17 protein-coding genes are annotated in these 18535 nt (G+C 55.3%); 11 read left to right on the top strand and 6 right to left on the bottom strand.

The window, feature by feature from the left end; all coding sequences use genetic code 11:
• The first annotated feature begins 76 nt into the window (after positions 1 to 76).
• Positions 77 to 1564, top strand: a complete 1488-nt coding sequence (locus P1U45_RS08370; protein ID WP_301058666.1) for a PAS domain-containing methyl-accepting chemotaxis protein — start codon at positions 77 to 79, stop codon at positions 1562 to 1564.
• A gap of 6 nt (positions 1565 to 1570) precedes the next feature.
• Here the strand turns inward: P1U45_RS08370 and P1U45_RS08365 are convergent, their stop codons facing one another.
• Together P1U45_RS08365 and P1U45_RS08360 are read right to left on the bottom strand one after the other, a co-directional pair.
• Positions 1571 to 2293 carry a glutamine amidotransferase gene (locus P1U45_RS08365; protein ID WP_301058665.1) on the bottom strand — a complete coding sequence of 241 codons (723 nt, stop codon included), beginning with the start codon at positions 2291 to 2293 and terminating at the stop codon, positions 1571 to 1573.
• A gap of 115 nt (positions 2294 to 2408) precedes the next feature.
• Entirely contained in the window at positions 2409 to 4121 is a 1713-nt protein-coding gene (locus P1U45_RS08360; protein WP_301058664.1) for a DUF885 family protein, read from the bottom strand.
• Between the two features lie 121 nt (positions 4122 to 4242).
• Here P1U45_RS08360 and sdhC point away from each other — a divergent pair, with 121 nt between their 5' ends.
• The 4 genes from sdhC (at position 4243) to P1U45_RS08340 (ending at position 7892) form a co-directional block, all read left to right on the top strand.
• Complete coding sequence (gene sdhC / locus P1U45_RS08355) at positions 4243 to 4644, top strand: succinate dehydrogenase, cytochrome b556 subunit (RefSeq protein ID WP_301058663.1); 402 nt, start codon at positions 4243 to 4245, stop codon at positions 4642 to 4644.
• Positions 4645 to 4648: 4 nt separating this feature from the next.
• A complete protein-coding gene (sdhD, locus tag P1U45_RS08350) occupies positions 4649 to 5038 on the top strand; it encodes a succinate dehydrogenase, hydrophobic membrane anchor protein (protein ID WP_022694474.1) in 390 nt (129 codons plus the stop codon).
• A 27-nt stretch (positions 5039 to 5065) separates the two neighbouring features.
• Complete coding sequence (sdhA, locus tag P1U45_RS08345) at positions 5066 to 6856, top strand: succinate dehydrogenase flavoprotein subunit (RefSeq protein ID WP_301058662.1); 1791 nt, start codon at positions 5066 to 5068, stop codon at positions 6854 to 6856.
• Positions 6857 to 6995: 139 nt separating this feature from the next.
• Positions 6996 to 7892, top strand: a complete 897-nt coding sequence (locus tag P1U45_RS08340) for a hypothetical protein (RefSeq protein ID WP_301058661.1) — start codon at positions 6996 to 6998, stop codon at positions 7890 to 7892.
• Positions 7893 to 7913: 21 nt separating this feature from the next.
• Here the strand turns inward: P1U45_RS08340 and P1U45_RS08335 are convergent, their stop codons facing one another.
• On the bottom strand, positions 7914 to 8201 hold the full coding sequence (locus P1U45_RS08335; protein ID WP_301058660.1) for a hypothetical protein: 288 nt from the start codon (positions 8199 to 8201) through the stop codon (positions 7914 to 7916).
• Positions 8202 to 8342: 141 nt separating this feature from the next.
• Between P1U45_RS08335 and P1U45_RS08330 the strand changes: the two genes are divergently transcribed.
• The 3 genes from P1U45_RS08330 to P1U45_RS08320 all read left to right on the top strand — a co-directional run bounded on the left by P1U45_RS08330 (position 8343) and on the right by P1U45_RS08320 (position 12559).
• Positions 8343 to 10154 (top strand): DUF1800 domain-containing protein, encoded by a 1812-nt coding sequence (locus P1U45_RS08330; protein ID WP_301058659.1) that lies wholly within the window; start codon positions 8343 to 8345, stop codon positions 10152 to 10154.
• Between the two features lie 11 nt (positions 10155 to 10165).
• Complete coding sequence (locus P1U45_RS08325) at positions 10166 to 11605, top strand: DUF1501 domain-containing protein (RefSeq protein WP_301058658.1); 1440 nt, start codon at positions 10166 to 10168, stop codon at positions 11603 to 11605.
• A 174-nt stretch (positions 11606 to 11779) separates the two neighbouring features.
• Positions 11780 to 12559, top strand: coding sequence for a succinate dehydrogenase iron-sulfur subunit (locus P1U45_RS08320; RefSeq protein ID WP_301058657.1), 780 nt, complete (start codon positions 11780 to 11782; stop codon positions 12557 to 12559).
• Between the two features lie 55 nt (positions 12560 to 12614).
• Here the strand turns inward: P1U45_RS08320 and P1U45_RS08315 are convergent, their stop codons facing one another.
• Positions 12615 to 13586, bottom strand: coding sequence for a hypothetical protein (locus P1U45_RS08315; RefSeq protein ID WP_301058656.1), 972 nt, complete (start codon positions 13584 to 13586; stop codon positions 12615 to 12617).
• A gap of 189 nt (positions 13587 to 13775) precedes the next feature.
• Here P1U45_RS08315 and P1U45_RS08310 point away from each other — a divergent pair, with 189 nt between their 5' ends.
• Together P1U45_RS08310 and P1U45_RS08305 are read left to right on the top strand one after the other, a co-directional pair.
• Positions 13776 to 14678 (top strand): hypothetical protein, encoded by a 903-nt coding sequence (locus P1U45_RS08310; RefSeq protein WP_301058655.1) that lies wholly within the window; start codon positions 13776 to 13778, stop codon positions 14676 to 14678.
• Between the two features lie 44 nt (positions 14679 to 14722).
• The gene (locus P1U45_RS08305; protein ID WP_301058654.1) at positions 14723 to 15622 is read left to right on the top strand and encodes a hypothetical protein; all 900 of its coding nucleotides are present in this window, start codon (positions 14723 to 14725) and stop codon (positions 15620 to 15622) included.
• Between the two features lie 79 nt (positions 15623 to 15701).
• Here P1U45_RS08305 and P1U45_RS08300 read toward each other — a convergent pair whose 3' ends face one another.
• Both P1U45_RS08300 and P1U45_RS08295 read right to left on the bottom strand, forming a co-directional pair.
• Positions 15702 to 16046 carry a hypothetical protein gene (locus tag P1U45_RS08300; RefSeq protein ID WP_022694466.1) on the bottom strand — a complete coding sequence of 115 codons (345 nt, stop codon included), beginning with the start codon at positions 16044 to 16046 and terminating at the stop codon, positions 15702 to 15704.
• 12 nt (positions 16047 to 16058) lie between these two features.
• Positions 16059 to 17591: a DUF4331 domain-containing protein gene (locus tag P1U45_RS08295; RefSeq protein WP_301058653.1), complete on the bottom strand. Its 1533-nt coding sequence runs from the start codon at positions 17589 to 17591 to the stop codon at positions 16059 to 16061.
• A gap of 143 nt (positions 17592 to 17734) precedes the next feature.
• Between P1U45_RS08295 and P1U45_RS08290 the strand changes: the two genes are divergently transcribed.
• Positions 17735 to 18535: a DUF4198 domain-containing protein gene (locus P1U45_RS08290; protein ID WP_301058652.1), complete on the top strand. Its 801-nt coding sequence runs from the start codon at positions 17735 to 17737 to the stop codon at positions 18533 to 18535.

The raw sequence follows: 18535 nt of genomic DNA, 5'->3' as shown, positions 1-18535 counted from the left end.
AAAGGGTTTCGTAACGGAAACCGGATATAAAAAAACGAAAAGCCGACAATAATTAACGCCCGGAACGGATGAACCTATGCGAAAAATTCTGACTAAAAGCCGCACAGGTGAAAAAGACAAACTGTCTGCTATCAGCCGCTCCCAGGCCGTTATCGAGTTCACACCAGAAGGCATTGTTCTGAGTGCCAACCGGAATTTCCTCGACGTGATGGGGTATGAAGAAGCCGAAATCATCGGCCAGCATCACTCCATCTTCATGCCGGAATGGGATCGCGGCACCGACGAATACCGTGAGTTCTGGCGCGACCTGAAAGCCGGACAGTTCCGCGCTGGCGAATTCCGCCGAGTCTCAAAATCCGGCAAGGGTGTCTGGATTAACGCGTCATACAACCCTGTCTTCAACAAGTCAGGCGACGTCATCTCGATCCTGAAGATCGCGGCCGATATATCCGAACTGAAAACCAAATCCAGCATGGATGCCGGCCTGATCACAGCGATCAACCTGTCTCAGGCTGTGATCCACTTCGACCTCGACAGCAACATTCTCGATGCGAATGACAATTTCTGCCAGACGCTCGGCTACACGCTGGACGAGATCAAAGGTAAAAAGCACGCCATGTTCGTCGCTCCGGAAGATCAGAACGACGACTATCGCCGCTTCTGGGATGCGCTCCGCGAAGGCAAATTCCAGACTGCTGAATTCCGCCGGATTTCCAAGAGCGGCAAGCCCGTTTTCATTCAGGCGACCTATACGCCAATCCTCAATTTCCGCGGCAAACCGTATAAGGTCGTGAAGTTCGCAACAGACATTACCGATCAGGTGTTGCGCCGTATCAACCGTATTCAGGTCTCCGGAGAAATCGGTAAAGACCTTTCCGAAATCGAGACCTTTGTGGAACGCGCAGCGCAACGTGCGCAGGTCGTCGCAACCGCATCTTCAGAAACAGCCCATAGCGTGGAAAACGTTGCTCAGGGCAGCTCAGACCTCGCCAACTCTGTGAATGAGATTTCCAATCAGGCCACCCGTGCGAGCGAGATTTCCCGCAACGCGGTGACCGAGGCCGATGCGGCCCAGCAGCATTTTGATGTTTTGGCAAAATCAGCAGACCAGATCGGCGCGATTATCAGCCTGATCTCGGACATTGCCGAGCAAACGAACCTTCTGGCGCTCAACGCGACAATCGAGGCCGCACGCGCAGGTGAGGCTGGCCGCGGCTTTGCCGTCGTCGCCAGCGAAGTCAAACAGCTGGCCACACAGTCAGCCCGCGCGAGTGAGGAAATCGGCTCTCAGATTCTCTCCGTTCAGGACGCGACGAAACACGCTGTCAGCTCGATTGGTGCGATCTCCAAGACAATTGAAGACGTAAACGCGATTTCGGTTTCCATCTCCAGCGCCGTAGACCAGCAGGCCGCTGTCACACAGCGCATTTCCGCTCACATGACCGAAGCGACAAATGCTGTGACAAGCATCAATTCCGGTATGGGCGAGATTGCGTCGGCGACCAAGGAAATCAGCGCGTCCACCCGCAAGGTGAAAGAGCTATCCCAGTCTATCGCCAGCTAAGCCCTCTCAGGCTCTCGGATGGTGGAGGAATTTCACCATCCATTCGGCCATCAGCGCATTATCATCCGGCGTTTTAAAGCTCGCGACAGCCTCGTCCACGAACTCGTCGGTGAAGCGCGTACCACGGCGCACATTGTAGAGGTCTTCGAGGAATTTGTCCGAGAACTCCGGATGTCCCTGAAATGAGATGATTGGTCCGCGCGAATAGGCGAGCGCCGCGTTCGGGGCAAAATCATTCCCGCCAATCGCGATGGCGTCCGGCGGCGGGCTCAACACCTGATCCTGATGACTCACACCAACTGAAAACGTCTCTGGCGGGTTTGGCCCCATCCAGCCGGTTTTGTTTTTAATCTGATAGGTATGACGGCCAAGCCCCCAGCCTTTATCGGATTTGCGCACATCGCCGCCCAGCGCGTCAGCAATCACCTGATGGCCGAAACAGATACCGATCATCGGCACCTGATGCTCAGCCGCAAAGCCGATCCATTCTTTCAGCGTACGCATCCACGGCACATCATCATACACGCCATAGGCAGAGCCTGTGATCAGGATCGCTTCCAGCGTTTCCGGGTCCGGCAGCGGGTCGCCTTTGACCGGTGAGATCGTCTCGAAGGTCATATCCTCATCGGCTGCGCCGATTAGCTCTTCGAACATTTTCGGATAGCCTTCCGGATAGTCATCACGGATGGATTCAGGTGGCAGGCCAGTTTCGATAATGGTGAGGCGCATACAGGAACTCCGTCAGAGCGCCTTCACTTAAGCTGCGCCGCGCCTTGCGAAAAGGGGCACTCTGCCCCTTCCCACTTCAAAAACTTGGGACCGCCTGCACTTAGGGCAGCGGTTCCTACTCCGTCTTCTCATCAATCCATGTGCGGACACGCTCTTCCAGAAGGCTGAGCGGCATGGCACCTTCGGCCAGAATGAGATCGTGGAATTCGCGGATATCGAAGTCATTGCCGAGCGCCTCACGCGCCTCTTCACGCAGGCCAAGAATGGTCAGCTCGCCAATCTTGTAGCCAAGCGCCTGCCCCGGCCAGCTGATATAGCGGGTGACTTCGGTCTCGATATTGAGTGGTGACAGCGCAGAGTTCTCCAGGAAGCAGGCTTCGGCTTCCTCACGTGTCCAGCCCATCCAGTGCATGCCTGTATCAGCGACCAGACGGCAGGCGCGCCACATCTCGTAAGAGAGCTTGCCGAACCGCTCATACGGCGTGTCATAAAGGCCCATCTCGCCCGCAAGCGTCTCTGAATAGAGGCCCCAACCTTCGACAAAGGCGTTGGAGAAATAGTTGCGACGGAACTCCGGCACATTCTCCTGTTCCTGCAGAATAGCGATTTGATGGTGGTGACCTGGCACGGCCTCATGCGCGGTGAGCGCTGGCAGCTCGTAAAGCGGGCGCTGGTCGAGCGCATAGGTGTTCACCCAGTATTCGCCCGGCTTGCCCTCATCCATATCGCCGCCAAAATAGAGGCCAGTAGAGAAGCCCGGCGCGATTGCCGCCGGTACAGGCACAACGCCATAAGGCTGGCGCGGCAAATGTCCGAAATAAGCCGGCATGTAATAGTCTAGGTCTTTGGCAATGCGCGCGGCATGCATCATCAGTTCGTCAGCCGTCTGCGCGTAGAACTGCTCGTCTGTGCGCAGGAAGGTGAGGAACTCCTCGAACGTACCTTCGAAGCCGACCTCTTCGATAATCTCATCCATCTGGCCACGAATGCGCTCAACTTCAGAGAGGCCGATCACGTGAATATCTTCCGGCGTGAGGTCTGTGCGAGATGTGTGCATGGCCACCGCGAGACGATAATAGTCACGTCCTGTCGGCACAGTACCAACGCCCGGCAGCGGGCGTGTGTTCGGCGCGTAATCTGTCTCAAGGAACGCCAGAATATCTGCAAAAGCTGCTTGTGCGGTGAGCGCTGCTGCACGGCCTTCCTCGATCAGTTCGGCGCGGCGCGCCTCGTCAATATTTTCCGGCAGGTTCAGGAATGGCGCGTAGAAATCGGTTTCCTCAATTGGGGCATCCACCTGCGCGCTGATCTGCTCCATCGTCGTGATGAGCGGATCTTCAAAGGCGACGAAGCCCTCGGCAAGCCCCCGCTCCAGATTGGCGCGAATGTCTGCGAAATAAGCTGGCACCGCATTGAGGCGGGCAATGGTGGCAACCACGTCTGCTTCATTGCGAATGGTGGCGCGTGAGATCCCGTAGGTCACATCCAGCTGGAAACCGGTATGGCCGCCAATGCGGGCGCGGTCATCATCCATTTCAACAGACAGCAGCAAGTCTGAAATCTGGGCCGCCAGAATAGCGTGGTTCATCCGCTGGGTTTCGGAATAGCCGGACTGGTCAATCGCCGCGAGGTCTTCTGCCAGGGCCGCCATAGCCGCCTGAGCCTCTGCGACCCCTTCCGGCGTGACATCACCCCATGTCGAAGGGGCAACGCCCTCTTCTGCCGCGCGAAGCTCGGGACTCAGTTCCAGAACCAGCGACTCATAGGCTTCGACGACGTGATCGAGCGAGCCTTGCGCAGAGGCTGTAGAAGCCGAATTAGCAGCCAATGCAAAGAAAAATGACGAAAAAACGATTTGACGGAGAAACATAGAGCACCAAGTGATTGACTAAGTGGATTTGAATTCTAGAACCACACCCACACATTTAGCGGATTTCAAGGGGGCCGATTTGGCAAACGACTGGAACGACACACGACCGTTGTCGCCGCACATCATGAACTGGAAGTGGCATATTACAATGGCCACTTCGATTTTTCATCGGGCATCGGGCGTCGCGCTATACATCGGATCATTTCTGATCGTTGGCTGGCTTGTCGCAATCACAATGGGTGAAGCAGCGTACAACAGCTATGCAGGCTTCCTCGGATCACCAATCGGTCTGATCCTCCTGTTCGCATTCACCGCGGCAGTTATGTACCACCTCGCAAACGGCATCCGTCACCTCTTCTGGGACGCAGGCACAGGCTATAAGCCGGGCACAGCGAACCTGACAGCGTGGCTGGTTATCCTTTTCGCAGCGGTTAGCTCTGTCGCGATCTGGGCTTTCATTCTCTTCGGCATGGGAGGCTGATCACATGTCTCAGAAATCTATCCGCACCCCTATGGCGAATGTTCGCGGCCTTGGCTCTGCTAAGGAAGGCGCAGGACACTTCATCACTCAACGTGTTACAGCAATCGCGCTGATCTTCCTCGTTCCGATCGCACTGGTGTCTATCCTGTGCGCGGTGCAGGGCGGCTATGAAGGCGCTATCGAGTCTGTCTCCAACCCGCTGTTCGCGATCCTGCTTCTGCTCACAACGGGTACAGCATTCTACCACATGCGCCTCGGCATGCAGGTCGTCATTGAAGACTATATCGGCAAGCACACCACACGCGTTGTGCTGCTCATGCTGAACACTTTCGTATCGATTATTCTGTTCGCCGCAGCTGCTTACTCCATCGTCCGTATCGGACTTGGCGCGTAACAGGGCGAACACCAAAGGGCTAAACTGATGACCGAATATAACTGGATTGATCACACTTATGACGTTGTCGTAGTGGGCGCTGGCGGCTCCGGCCTGCGCGCCGCACTCGGTAGCGCCGAAGCTGGTCTCAAAACAGCGTGTGTGACAAAAGTCTTCCCAACCCGTTCGCACACTGTTGCGGCACAGGGCGGGATCGCTGCCTCCCTGAAAAATATGGGTCCGGACGACTGGCGCTGGCACATGTTTGACACCGTGAAGGGCTCTGACTGGCTCGGCGACCAGGACGCGATTGAATATCTCGTCCGTGAGGCGCCTGCAGCGGTTTACGAGCTTGAGCACTATGGTGTGCCATTCTCCCGTACCGAAGAAGGCAAGATCTACCAGCGTCCGTTCGGTGGCCACATGCAGAACTACGGTGAAGGCCCGCCGGTTCAGCGTACATGTGCTGCGGCTGACCGTACAGGTCACGCCATCCTCCACACGCTCTACGGTCAGTGCGTCAAGCAGGACACAGAGTTCTTCATCGAGTATTTTGCGCTCGACCTGATCATGGATTATGACGGCGTCTGCCGCGGTATCACCGCACTGAAAATGGATGACGGTACATTCCACCGTTTCCGGGCTCAGAAAGTCGTTCTCGCGACTGGCGGTTATGGCCGTGCTTACTTCTCAGCGACGTCTGCTCACACCTGCACAGGTGACGGCAACGCGATGGTTCTGCGTGCAGGCCTTCCGCTGCAGGACATGGAATTCGTTCAGTTCCACCCAACCGGCATTTACGGCGCAGGCTGCCTCATCACTGAGGGCGCGCGCGGTGAAGGTGGCATCCTTCGTAACTCCGAAGGCGAGCGCTTCATGGAGCGTTATGCGCCGAACGCGAAAGACCTTGCGTCCCGCGACGTTGTTTCCCGCTGTATGGCGATGGAAATCCGTGAAGGTCGCGGCGTCGGCCCTGAGAAAGACCACATCTATCTCCACCTCGATCATCTTGATCCGGACGTACTTGCAGCGCGTCTGCCAGGCATTTCCGAGAGCGCGGCGATCTTTGCTGGCGTAGACGTCACGAAAGAGCCAATTCCGGTTCTGCCAACCGTTCACTACAATATGGGCGGCATCCAGACGAACTATCACGGTCAGGTTCTTACCCTGCGTGACGGTGATCCGGACGCGGTTGTTGAAGGTCTCTACGCAGTCGGTGAAGCGGCTTGTGTATCCGTACACGGCGCGAACCGTCTCGGTTCCAACTCACTCATCGACCTTGTGGTCTTCGGTCGTGCGACCGGCCTCCACCTCGGTGAAACAACAACAGCTGGCGCGAAGCAGCCTGAGTTTGATGCCTCTACCGGCCAGAACTCACTCGACCGCCTCGACCATTACCGCAACGCATCCGGCAACACGCCGACTGCAGAGCTTCGCATCGAGATGCAGAAAGCCATGCAGACAAACTGCGCGGTATTCCGTACCGGCGAAATCCTCGGCGAAGGTGTCGAGAAGATCAAAAACGTCTTCTCCCGCCTGCCTGATATCGGCGTTGCCGACCGCGGCCTGATCTGGAACACCGACCTCATGGAAACCCTTGAGTTCGACAACCTGATCGCTCAGGCGGCTGTGACTGTGAACAGTGCTTACAACCGTACAGAATCACGCGGCGCACACGCTCGCGAAGACTGCCCGGATCGTGATGACGAGAACTGGATGAAGCACACACTCGCATGGTGTGATGCAAAGGGTAACGTCACTATCGACTACCGCCCGGTTCACAGCTATCCGATGACAGGCGATATCGAGTACATCAAGCCGAAGGCTCGCGTTTACTAAGCGCAGTACAGATTTCAAACAAAAGGCCGGGGCTCTGCTCCGGCCTTTTCTTTATGTCTCATACCCTTTCCACAATTTATCGTATGACTAACGAAAAAATTGCACCTATGGATAACGCTCGGTTCGTTGCGGAGGGATCATGGAAAAGTACACGTTTTTATCTGGATTGATGCATTTCAGCCGCGCGCAGGGAACGCCGGGTTTCACTTGGAAATTCATCGGCGCCTACATACTGACGTCCTTCATTCTCTTAGTCGTATTTGGTACGATATCTGCGTTTGTGGTGCCTTCTTTCACCAATGAATTTTTGACGACAGGTTCCGCTCGATCGAGTAATCCAGTGATGCTTCTTATCACTTTTGGCTACATGCTGTTGGCTGCACTGGTCATGTCGATTTTTGAGGCCGCAGCCTTGCGTCGCTATATCTATGGTAACGGGTTTAGCCTTCGTTTTGGCGCGCAGGAACTCCGCTTGGTCGGCGTTTATGTGGCTTGGTTCATCACCCTTATTCTGAGCTATTTTGCCGTGTCTATAGTGTCTGGCCTAATCTCCATGTTATTCGTTAGGATCGGAGCTGAAGCAGGAGGTACAGCCTCGAATGTGACCACTCTCCTTGCATCCCTGCTGATGTTTGCAATACCGCTCGTCCTTCTAGGCATTGTCGCCAAAATCAGTTCGGCATCTGCCATGACCGTCCGGGATGGAAAGTTCACCTTTTTCCCGGCAGCACGTGTGACCATAGGCCGGTTCTGGAAAGTCTATTTCGCTTACATTCTGGTTTATATGGGCCTACTCCTCGCAATGATAATTACGCAGGTTGTGTTGATGCAGGTGTTTTTGGGCGCACTGGGAGCGACATCACCCACTGACGCATCGGGCATCGCGGCAGGCGGATTGGCGCTTTTCATGCTCTTGACTTTTACTGTGCTCACCGCGGTCGGACAGCTAGTTACGCTGGGCATCACATCAAGGCTCGTACTGACCGATCCAGAATGGGACGGTCGAGCCGAAAGTCTCGCCGGAGCCTTCACCTGATCAGCCCCCCTGTTGGAAGCCCTATCCACGGTCACGATTCAAAACGGGACGCAATTGAAAGCGTTCAGCTTTGACGCCGCCTTTCGCCACGTCATGAACAGGAATGCTCGCGTATATTAGCGCTGACCATTCAGACATTTCAAACAAAAGGCCGGGGCTCTGCTCCGGCCTTTTGTATTGGCGAGAAGTCCAAAATTCAAAACGCCCCACCGGAAAGCAGGCTTTCGCTTCTGAGAATTGTGTAATCGGCGCCTGCAACCTTAAAAGTTTGTATTCAAGCGCAGTCGCCGAAGTAGATTCGGCACGCATCCAGTAACAATACTTCGTTACATCGCGTTACCGATCCACACTATTGCGTCATCGAGCGAATTGTTACTTCATCGCCCGGCGAATACAGCCCTACCCTGCCTCAAACACTTCGGACTGATCGGTGAATGAGGGGCTGTTGGAATGGGAAGATTCAAAAAGGTTCTGATTACGAGTGCTGCATCCCTGATGCTGCTTGCGGCGTGCAGCGGTGGTGGCGGCGGAGACAATTTCGGCGGCACACCGACGCCTACGCCAACACCGGTTCCATCCCCGCCACCTCCGCCACCGCCTCCTCCACCAGCGCCGCCTCCGGTTCAGGACACAGTGTTTGAGAGCACGGAAAGCACAGCACGGTTTCTGACGCACGCAAGCTTCGGCCCGAGCGCCGAAGACATAGACACGCTGACCGGAGGCTCTGCATCGGATTGGTTTCAGGCCCAGCTCAATCTGCCAGCTACCCTGAACCTGCCCTATATCGACAATTATCTGGACAATGACCCGAACGGGCGCACCGCGAATGGCGCGATCAGCTTTTCCGGCACATTCGCTCCAGTATTCGCCTTCTGGAACAACTCCATCACAGCAGAAGACCAGCTGCGGCAGCGGGTGACTTTCGCGCTCTCTGAAATCTTCGTGATCTCGACGCGGGCGAATGTGCGGCTGAGGTCTGACCCGATTGTGGTCGGCGCGTATATGGACATTCTTACGCGTAACGCGCTCGGCAATTTCAGAGACCTTCTGGACGAGGTGACTTACAGCCCGGCCATGGGCGAGTTTCTGACCTATCTTCAAAACCAGAGAGGCGATCCTGACACCGGACGCATGCCGGACGAAAACTATGCCCGTGAAGTAATGCAGCTTTTCACCATTGGACTTGTAGAACTCAATAATGACGGCACGCCGCGTCTCGATGGGAACGGCCAGCCGATCGAGACCTACACCAATGATGATGTAACTGGTCTCGCCCGCGTCTTCACAGGGCTGAGCAAGGACACAGACAGCTTCTTCGACAGACCAATTCCTGAACTTGCCTCGCGCGTGCCGATGCGCCTGTTCCCAGAGTTTCACTCCAATCGAGCGAAAAGCTTTCTGGGCGTGTCCATACCTGCCGGGACTGGCGGCGAAGAGTCCATCGATACGGCGCTCGACACCCTGTTCAATCATCCCAATGTCGGGCCGTTCATCGGGCGACAGCTCATCCAGCGGCTGGTCACAAGTCACCCGGACCCGGACTATATCGCGCGCGTCGCCACGGCCTTCAATCAGGGAAGCTATGTGCTTCCCGATGGCGACCTTGTAGGCACGGGCGAACGGGGTGACCTCGCCGCCACTGTCGCAGCCGTTCTCATGGATGAGGACGCAACCGGCGAGCAATCCTTATTCGATGACGAGTTCGGCAAAGTGAGAGAGCCAATTCTGCGCTTTACTCACTGGGCACGCGCTTTCGATGCCGAACCGGTCTCTCCGCAAGGCCTCACCAATCTCTGGATACCGACCAATCAAAACACACTCGGTGTTGCCGCCTATGGCGCTCCAAGCGTCTTCAATTTCTTTCGTCCGGGCTATGTCGCGCCAGGCACAGAGTCGGGTGAGGCAGGGCTAACCGTTCCCGAGCTGCAGATTTTCAATGCAGGCACTATCCCGACTGTCGCGAACTTTATGGGCTTCTTCATCAACGAAGTTCCTGCCCAGTTCGCCGAACCCGAACGCAATGTGTTCCTGCCCGACTATGACGCGCTCATCGAACTTGCCGACAATGAGGACGACCTTGTCGACTACCTCGATACCTATCTGACTTTCGGCACGATGAGCGAGGGAACGCGTCAGTCCATCATCGACCAGCTGGCACTGGTAGATCCGGAAGTGCGCGAGTTCAGGGATGGCCAGCGCTTGCGGGTCCGCCTCGCCGTTTTCCTGACCCTCTCCTCCACCGACTATCTTCTCCAGCGCTAGGGAGCGTGACCATGAACATCTCCAGACGCACACTTCTACGTTATGCCGGCGCCGCCGGTTTGTCAGGCGCTACAGCCGCCAGTTTGACTACGGCCCTGACGGGTTTCCAGCAGGCCAGCGCAGCTGACATCTCTGGCTATCGCGCACTTGTCTGCATCTTCCTGCTTGGCGGTATGGACTGCCACGACACGGTTCTGCCCTTCGACGAGGCAAACTATGAAAGCTATTCGCGTGTACGATCGTCGCTGCTCAGTTCCTACAACCAGCTTGGTGGCGGGTCGACGCGGGTTCGCGACAGGCTGCTGCCGCTTAATCCGGTCAATGCCAGCCAGTTTGAGGGACGTCAGTTTGCCCTACCGGAAGAGCTCAGCGAATTGCACGATCTGTTCGAAAGCGGACGGGCGTCTATCGTGGGCAATGTCGGGCCGCTGATCGAACCCTTAACGCTGGATCAATTCAGACAGCGCACCGGCCGCATTCCCCGCCAGCTTTTCTCTCACAATGACCAGCAATCAACATGGATGGCCAATGCGCCTGAAGGTGCACGGCGCGGCTGGGGCGGCCGGTTTGCCGATGCAGCTATTTCCTCATCAGCGAATTCCGGCGAGTCCTTCACCACAATCTCAACTGCCGGATCGTCTGTCTTTCTGGTCGGTGATCGCGCACAGCCCTATGAGCTTGGCCGGAATGGCGCTGGCAGTTTTGACCAGCTGGCCCGCGCCGAACAGGGCCGAAATTCCGAGGAAGGCGAAGAGAGCTTTCAGCGGTTGCGCGCCTTTCTTCAGGCTAACGACTATGACGGCAATAATCTGATCGGGCGCGATATCGCCTCCATCCAAGAGACGGCCTTTCTGGCCAATGAGGCCTATAACAACGCAACCCAAAACGCGCCGGACCTTCCGATCAGCTTCGCCAATGATGCGCTCGGCCCACAACTGGAAGCCGTCGCCCGCGCCATTCAGGCCCGCGACGCGCTGGGGCAACGCCGACAGGTCTTCTTTGTCGCCTTCGGTAACTTCGACACGCACTCCAGTCAGGCCGCAGATCTGCCCGGCCTGCAGCGCACATTGAGCGATGGTATCTCGCGTTTCGTACAGACCATGGACGCCTTCGGCCTGATGAACGACGTCACCGTATTCACGGCATCAGACTTCGGACGATCGCTCGCGTCCAATGGCGATGGCACCGACCATGGCTGGGGCGGGCACCACTTTGTTATCGGAGATGCTGTTGAGGGCCAGACCATATTCGGCGACATTCCGCCTTACGATCTGGGTCATGCAAATGACGCTGGCGCAGGGCGACTCCTACCTTCGCTCTCGGTCGATCAGTATGCAGAGCCTCTCGGCCGCTGGTTCGGGCTGACAGAAGAAGAAATCGCTCTGGCATTGCCCGGCCTGAGCAACTTCAGTTCGCAGGAAAGCCTGAAGCTGTTCCCTGGGCCCGCTTAGGGGCTGATTCGTCGGAAAACCCCTTGAAATTCGGGCGCAGACTGAGCAAACAGGGGTCAGACAATCATGACGTTCTGGCTTTTCATCGAAAACCTGTCAGAAATTTATCAGTGATCTATCTTTTACTTCAAAGCCGGTTATAAAACCGCTGAAGATTTGTAAGGACGGGATATTATGGTTCAGCTGACGCTTCCAAAAAATTCGCAGGTTCAAACAGGCAAGACATGGCCGAAGCCTGAGGGTGCGAACGTCAAGAAGTTCAAAATCTATCGTTATGATCCTGAAGCTGATGGCAATCCGCGCTGGGATACTTACTTCGTCGATATGGACGATTGCGGACCGATGGTTCTCGACGTTCTGATCTACATCAAGACGCATATCGACTCTACGCTCACATTCCGCCGCTCTTGCCGTGAAGGCATTTGTGGTTCGTGCGCGATGATGATTGGCGGCCGAAACACGATCGCCTGCACAAAGGGCTGGAAGGATATTGCTGGCTCTTCAATAACGATTGCGCCGCTGCCGCACATGCCGGTTGTGAAGGACCTCGTTCCGGACCTCACAAACTTCTACGCGCAGCACGCTTATGTGCAGCCATTCCTGAAAACCGACACACCAGAGCCGGAGAAAGAATGGAAGCAGACACCTGAAGATCGTGACAAGCTGGATGGCCTTTATGAGTGCATTATGTGCGCATGCTGCTCTACATCCTGCCCGTCTTACTGGTGGAATGGCGACAAGTATCTCGGCCCTGCAGCCCTGCTTCACGCTTACCGCTGGCTGATCGATAGCCGCGACGAAGCTGCTGGCGAGCGTCTGGACGATCTGGAAGATCCGTTCAAACTCTACCGCTGCCACACCATCATGAACTGTGCGCAGGTTTGCCCGAAAGGCCTGAACCCTGCCAAAGCGATTGGTGAGATCAAGAAAATGATAGTTGAGCGCGTCGCATAAGCATTGCGCCACATAGAAGCTAAGAAGCCCGCTTTCGAGCGGGCTTTTTTATTGGTCAGAGTGCGCTGAACATGCGCTCGAAATACTCATCCGCTTTGAAATTACGTCGCTTGCACTCCGCGCGGATCGTCTCGATATCCTGTTTCAAGCGGGACGTATCCGGATAGAGCGCCCCTTCTATGCCTTCATGCCGCGGGATGAGATCGAGGCCGTATCTCTTCTTGAGTGTGATGCGATCATTCCTCGCCAGAAATGCAGCGCGCTTCACGACAGATTGATCGACTTCAATCTTGCCCTTAAAGGTCGGATCGAGATGCACCATCGCCGAAATTTCATTCGCGATGGAAAGCGATTCCGGCTTGGTGATGAAGCAATTCAGAAGACGCTTCGCAAACAACAGATTGCCCGCAACACTCTGGTTGAAAGCAAAGTCGTCATTCTCGAAAACGCTCTCAAGCCCCGGCTGCACAATGCTGGCAAGATCGGCCACCACGTCGCCATTTTTCAGGGTACGGCGGTCATACTGGCGAACGATGACATTCTTGCGTCCGAACACTTTCGCCCAGCGATCAACCAGCTCGGTAAAGCTGATGAAGAAGGCATCCACAAATTCCGGCAAATCCATCGCGGTATTCCGGGACTGCACCGCCTGCTGGTACCAGGAAATCATATAGGTCGCGTGTTCACGCAGATAGACGACAACCTTGGTCCGCTTTTTCGGTAAAAGGTTTGCGACACATTCCGGGTTCGGAATGGTGTGAAAGTTCTCACTGGAGAGGACGCAGGTATCGTAATCTCGTATTTCCTGCACGAAATGATCCCGCCAGGCTGGCTCAATACCAAGCTCATCCGCGCGTCGGCCTCGCAAGACGCGCGACAAATGGTGGTGAGCCGGTGTATTTGGTTCAAGCCCGGTGAGCGGAAAAATAACGCCTCGCTTTTTCAGGACTTCACGGTTTTCAAAAAAGGCACGCTGAATGCTCGATGTGCCTGTCTTGTTGGTGCCGATATGCAAGACAAATTGCATTGCCTGAAACCCCTGAAAATCCGCTCAAATCATCCTTTCAAAGACCATGGATGATCTGCCCGCACTTGTCGACAGCCTGCCCGAAAGGCCAACAGTTTCAACGAAACAAACACTACTCAAGCGCGAGTATAGCCTTGTGCCTCCACTCAAACGTCGATTTAATCAGAATGGGATGATGAGGGCAGTTTGATGGAAAAATTCAGCTTCAGCTCGGCGCTGATGCATTTCCGGAACTCACAAGGGCCGTCCGGCTTTGTGTGGAAATGGCTGCTGGCTTATTTTCTGATTTTTGGTCTGGCGAACGCCATCACCGGCATGATCTCGCTTTACGCGTCTTATCAGGCTTATGAAGCCGCCGCGCAGGGCGATTTTCGCTTTGCCCGCCGATTTTCGAATATCTGGCTTTCAGTCCTGCCTATACCGTTCTTTGTCGCGATTACAGTAATGTTCGAAGCCTCTGCGCTTCGATGGTATATCCGTCGCAAGGGCTTTTCACTTCGCTTCGGTAAGGACGAATTCAGACTACTCGGCGTATTTCTCTGCTGGGGCGGCATCGTCATTCTTTTGATTGTTGCCGGTGGCCTTTTTCTTATGATTTTCGGCAACACGATCATTTCGAGCATGAGCCGGAGCGTCTCCGCAAACCTTATCATCACATCGCTTTTGGCGCTGCCGTTTATTGGCCTTGCGATTTACGTTGCGGTATCCTTCATGACAGCTTCGGCGCTCACCATCCGTGAGAGTAAAGTTCTGTTCATTTCATCAAAGAGAATTGTATCCGGAAAGTTCTGGCGCCTGTTCGCGGCCGCTTTGGTCGCCCTTTTGCCCTTTTACGCATTGGATCTGATCGTCGAACTTTTTGTCGTCCCCTTAATGCTCCAACTCACCAACTCGCCGCCTCAGGACTGGTCACTTTATGATCCGACCAACGTATTCCAGACTGAGGTCGTCGTTACGGTGGTCACTATGGGCATATTCGTCCTGACTGCCCCCATTCTCCAACTTATCATGCTCGGCATCACCTCTAAGGCAGTCCTTAACGATCCGGACTGGGTCGGCCAGACCGACACCGTTGCCGAGACGTTTGAATAATCCTCTCAAAACCCGTTTCCACTAGCTCCACGGGAGAACAACTCATGGAAAAATTCAGCTTCAGCTCGGCGCTGATGCATTTTCAGAATACAAAAGGCCCCGGCAGCTTTGTCTGGAAATGGCTGATCGCGGCATTCATCTCGATGTCCATCCTCGCTGGCGTTTTCACATTCTTCATATTGGAAGTCACATCGCAAATCGGTCCGATACCTATTGGAACGACTGTACCTCTGAGCGACCGACAAGCAGCCGATGTTGCCGGAACTATGTTCGGCTTTTTCGTGATCATTATTCCACTCTCAATGGTACTTTGGTCGCTTCTGGAAGCCTCCGCGCTGCGTCGTTACGTGCGCCAGGAGGGCTTTTCGATCCGCTTTGGAAAGGACGAACTTCGGGTACTCGGAGTTTATCTATGCTGGTTTGGGATGTTCCTTCTCACCATGATCGTCTACTTTGTATCAATGATGATCATCGGTATTATGGTAGTGATTGTTGCGTCAGGTCTACCGATGGCAGCAACCTATTTGGCATTCGGTTTAAACCTCGCTCTCGCCGCGGGCCTTTACTATTTGGTGGTCAGATTTTCGGCAGCATCAGCCGTCACAATCCGAGACAACAAAGTTACGTTTTTCTCCGCAGAGCAGGTCACTCATGGCCGTATCTGGTCAATGATCGGCGCGTTCCTTGTCGTGCTTGTCGCGAACTATGTTATTCAGTTTGCGATGCAATTCACTGTCGGATTTTTATTCCCGAGTACAGGCGTGATCGACACCAGCAACGGCCTTCCGCCGACAGTGATCGTTGGCATAGTGATCTATGCGTTCGTCTATGCTCTTAGCGTCGCAATATCGTTACTGGTAAACCTCGGCATTACCTCACGGGCGGCGATCACGGATGAGAGCTGGTCCGGTCGCGGTGGTGAAGTCGTTGAGACGTTTGAGTAAACACCGCACGCTCAAATCCAATTTCAAAAAAGCCCCGGCCAGATGGTCGGGGCTTTTCATTTGTTTGGGTCGAATCCGACTATGGATTTTCGATATCGATCGGATCAACCGTCGCCGTCAGCTCTGCAACATCGTTCTGCTGCGGGTCATAAGGCGTACCGAATGGCGGTTCGGTGAAGGCCATGTTGAACCCGCCCCCAAGCTGTGACGCTGCCTGACTCGCCGGCACCGGAGGCGGTGGTGGCGGAGGCGGTGGAGGTGGAGGAGGCGGTGGTGGTGGCGACGGCGTGGGTGTCGGCGTCGGGAAGGGACCACCATTGTTATTATCCCCACCGCCACCGGAACATGCCGCCAGCGAAAGCCCTAAAAAGCCAACCAACAGGGCCGTCCGAGAAACCTCCAGAAGTGATTTTGAATGTCTCATATTGTGCTCCTGTTATCCTGTGGCCCCCGGAATCGGGTCGTTCAGATACGGGAAGCTGTCCGGTAGCTCGCTCGCGCTGATTGGTGCACCGTCCGTGAACGGCACATTGCCAACTGGTGCATCTTCAGGTGCACAAAGACCGAGGTCTGTATCTACGCCCTGAATTGGTACCGGATAGCAAAGCGCGCCCATGACCACACGGAGTGCAATATCGACCGTGTCGTCACCTGGACGGCGTCCATTCGGGAAGCCTGCCAGATCGTCACCAGCCACACCAAACGTGCTCTGCTGATCACGCGGTGTCGGCGCGATGCCAAGATTGAGACGCATCATTTCTGACGCGGTCACATCTGCAGGCTGGTTGAGCCCATCAATGCCGGTCAGGAAGGCCGCGACAAGGTCATTACGCGGATAGTTTTGCGGCGCAAGATTCTCAATATTTGTACCGAGCGAGGAGTTCACCGCGTCACGGAAGAGAATATCCAGAAGGGCTGGCAGCGTCGGGTTGGTAACATAGGTTGCCAGCGCTGAGTCCTGCGTCGGCTCTGCTGCGTTGAACAAATCCTTATCCGGCAGACCGATAACGACTTCGTTCACCAGAGGCGCTGACAGGCGCGACTGCTGTACATAGGCACCGCCATAAACGGATGTCTGCTCGTAGGTCGGGGATGGATCTTCGATTTCCGCCTGTGGCAGGCTGGCAGTCGTCCATGCACCAATGATATCGTCGCCATCATCATTGAGGCAGTCGATCGGCAGTTCGATCGCCAGTGATGTGACATTGGCACGGCCTACAAGGTCATCATTCGCACGGTCCTGGGTGATACCGCCCGGGAAGGTGTCGCCGTTCTCGTTGAGTGGCACATCACCGTCAATCGGTACCAGATTCACAAGGTCGAAAATTTCACCAAGGTTCACCGCAAACGCTTCTGCGCGCTGGCCGACAAAGACCTGCCCTTGTGCGGAACATCCCGGGATAGACAGTGGATAGATGAACTGATCGGCATAGCCCGGATAATCCGGAATGGTTTTCGTACCGGAATTGTCAAACGGCTTGTCGAATGTACCGAGCGACACGCGCTCTCCGGTACGGCGGTCACCCGTGACCATATAGAGCTCGTAGCTTTCGCTCTCATTGAGATTGCCGGAAGAGGACGGGTCACCAATCGCGCGCAGCGGTACAGGAACTGTCTCGCCGCCAATATTGAGTGCGATACCGCCATTGTTCAGTGAGTTATCAAAATCAAACTGGAATGTGAGGTCCTCAACAGCATCCGCATCAGTGTCGATGTGAATCTCGTAAAGGGCATCAGGGTCCATGGTGAAATAGTTCGGCCCGCCATATGGCAGCTGAAGCGGCTGATAATTGGCAATAAAAGTAACGTAGCTTTCGCGGCCCGTTTCGTAGCTGCGGAACATATAGAAGTCGGTACCGTCAACCTTGGGCTGCTCGGTCGTTCCAGGCGCTTCGCGGTGGCTGGAGGCATTAGCAGATAGCCCCGTCGCCATAGCTACACCCGCTATGAGTAATGCTTTTAGTCCCATCTGAAACTCCCTGATTATAATAGACGAGACTCGGGTTACGCAGCGGCACTGGAAAATTGTGCACTTTTTTTGGAACTTTTTTGCACCAGTCTCAAAAGCCGCGCCGTAACAGCTGTGTATTCAGAACAAAGAGAGGAACGACCATGCTAGGAAAAACAGCTCTGGCTTCAGCCTGCCTCGGCCTCGCCGCCCTGCCCGCAAGTGCGCATGATGCGTGGATGGAAGCAGACCGCAGTGAAGCTGGCGTCACTGTGAGCTTCTTCTCCGGACATGCCGATGATCTTGCCTCTTACAATATGCATCCGGCTCGTCTGGCTTCCATGACGCTTGATTCAGCGGGCATGCGCCGGTCACTTCTGGAGCAAGCGGCCGATTTGCAGCCGGGCGATACGCTCCAGCTCGATCTGTCCTCGGATGAAGCTCACATGATCACGCTCACAACCTTCCGCGCGAGCAGCCAGCTCGACGCTGAGACGTTTCTCGAATACGCCGCTGAGGAAGGCATCTCATCAATACTGCGCGACAGGGCATCCAGCGGCGATATCAACCGCCCCGGCACGGAAGTTTATTCCCGCTTCATGAAAGCGCTTGTCCTGCCGGTGGATGAGGCAGCCTGCGAAACAGGCTTTATAAGCCAGCCGGTCGGCCATGTGCTGGAAATCATTCCGCTCGCAAGCCCGTCAGAGGGCTGCTCCGACACACTGTCCTTCCAACTTCTCTATCTAGGGGAGCCGCTCGAAGGCGGCACGCTGCATATTAACCGCACGGACGCGATGACCGAGCCGGTCAAAATCACCACGGATGAAAATGGCATAGTCAGCTTCGACCGTCCGCCGGAAGGTGACTGGTATATTCACGCGGCGTGGGCCATGCCGGTATCAGAGCGCGCTTTCGGCGCCGACTATGCAACAAGCTTTGCCAGCCTCAGCTTTGTGCTGGATTAG

Source organism: Ponticaulis sp. (assembly GCF_029210165.1).
GTDB lineage: Bacteria > Pseudomonadota > Alphaproteobacteria > Caulobacterales > Hyphomonadaceae > Ponticaulis.
Note: the sequence above shows the minus strand (reverse complement) of the source record. Positions and strands in the feature narration are given on the sequence as shown.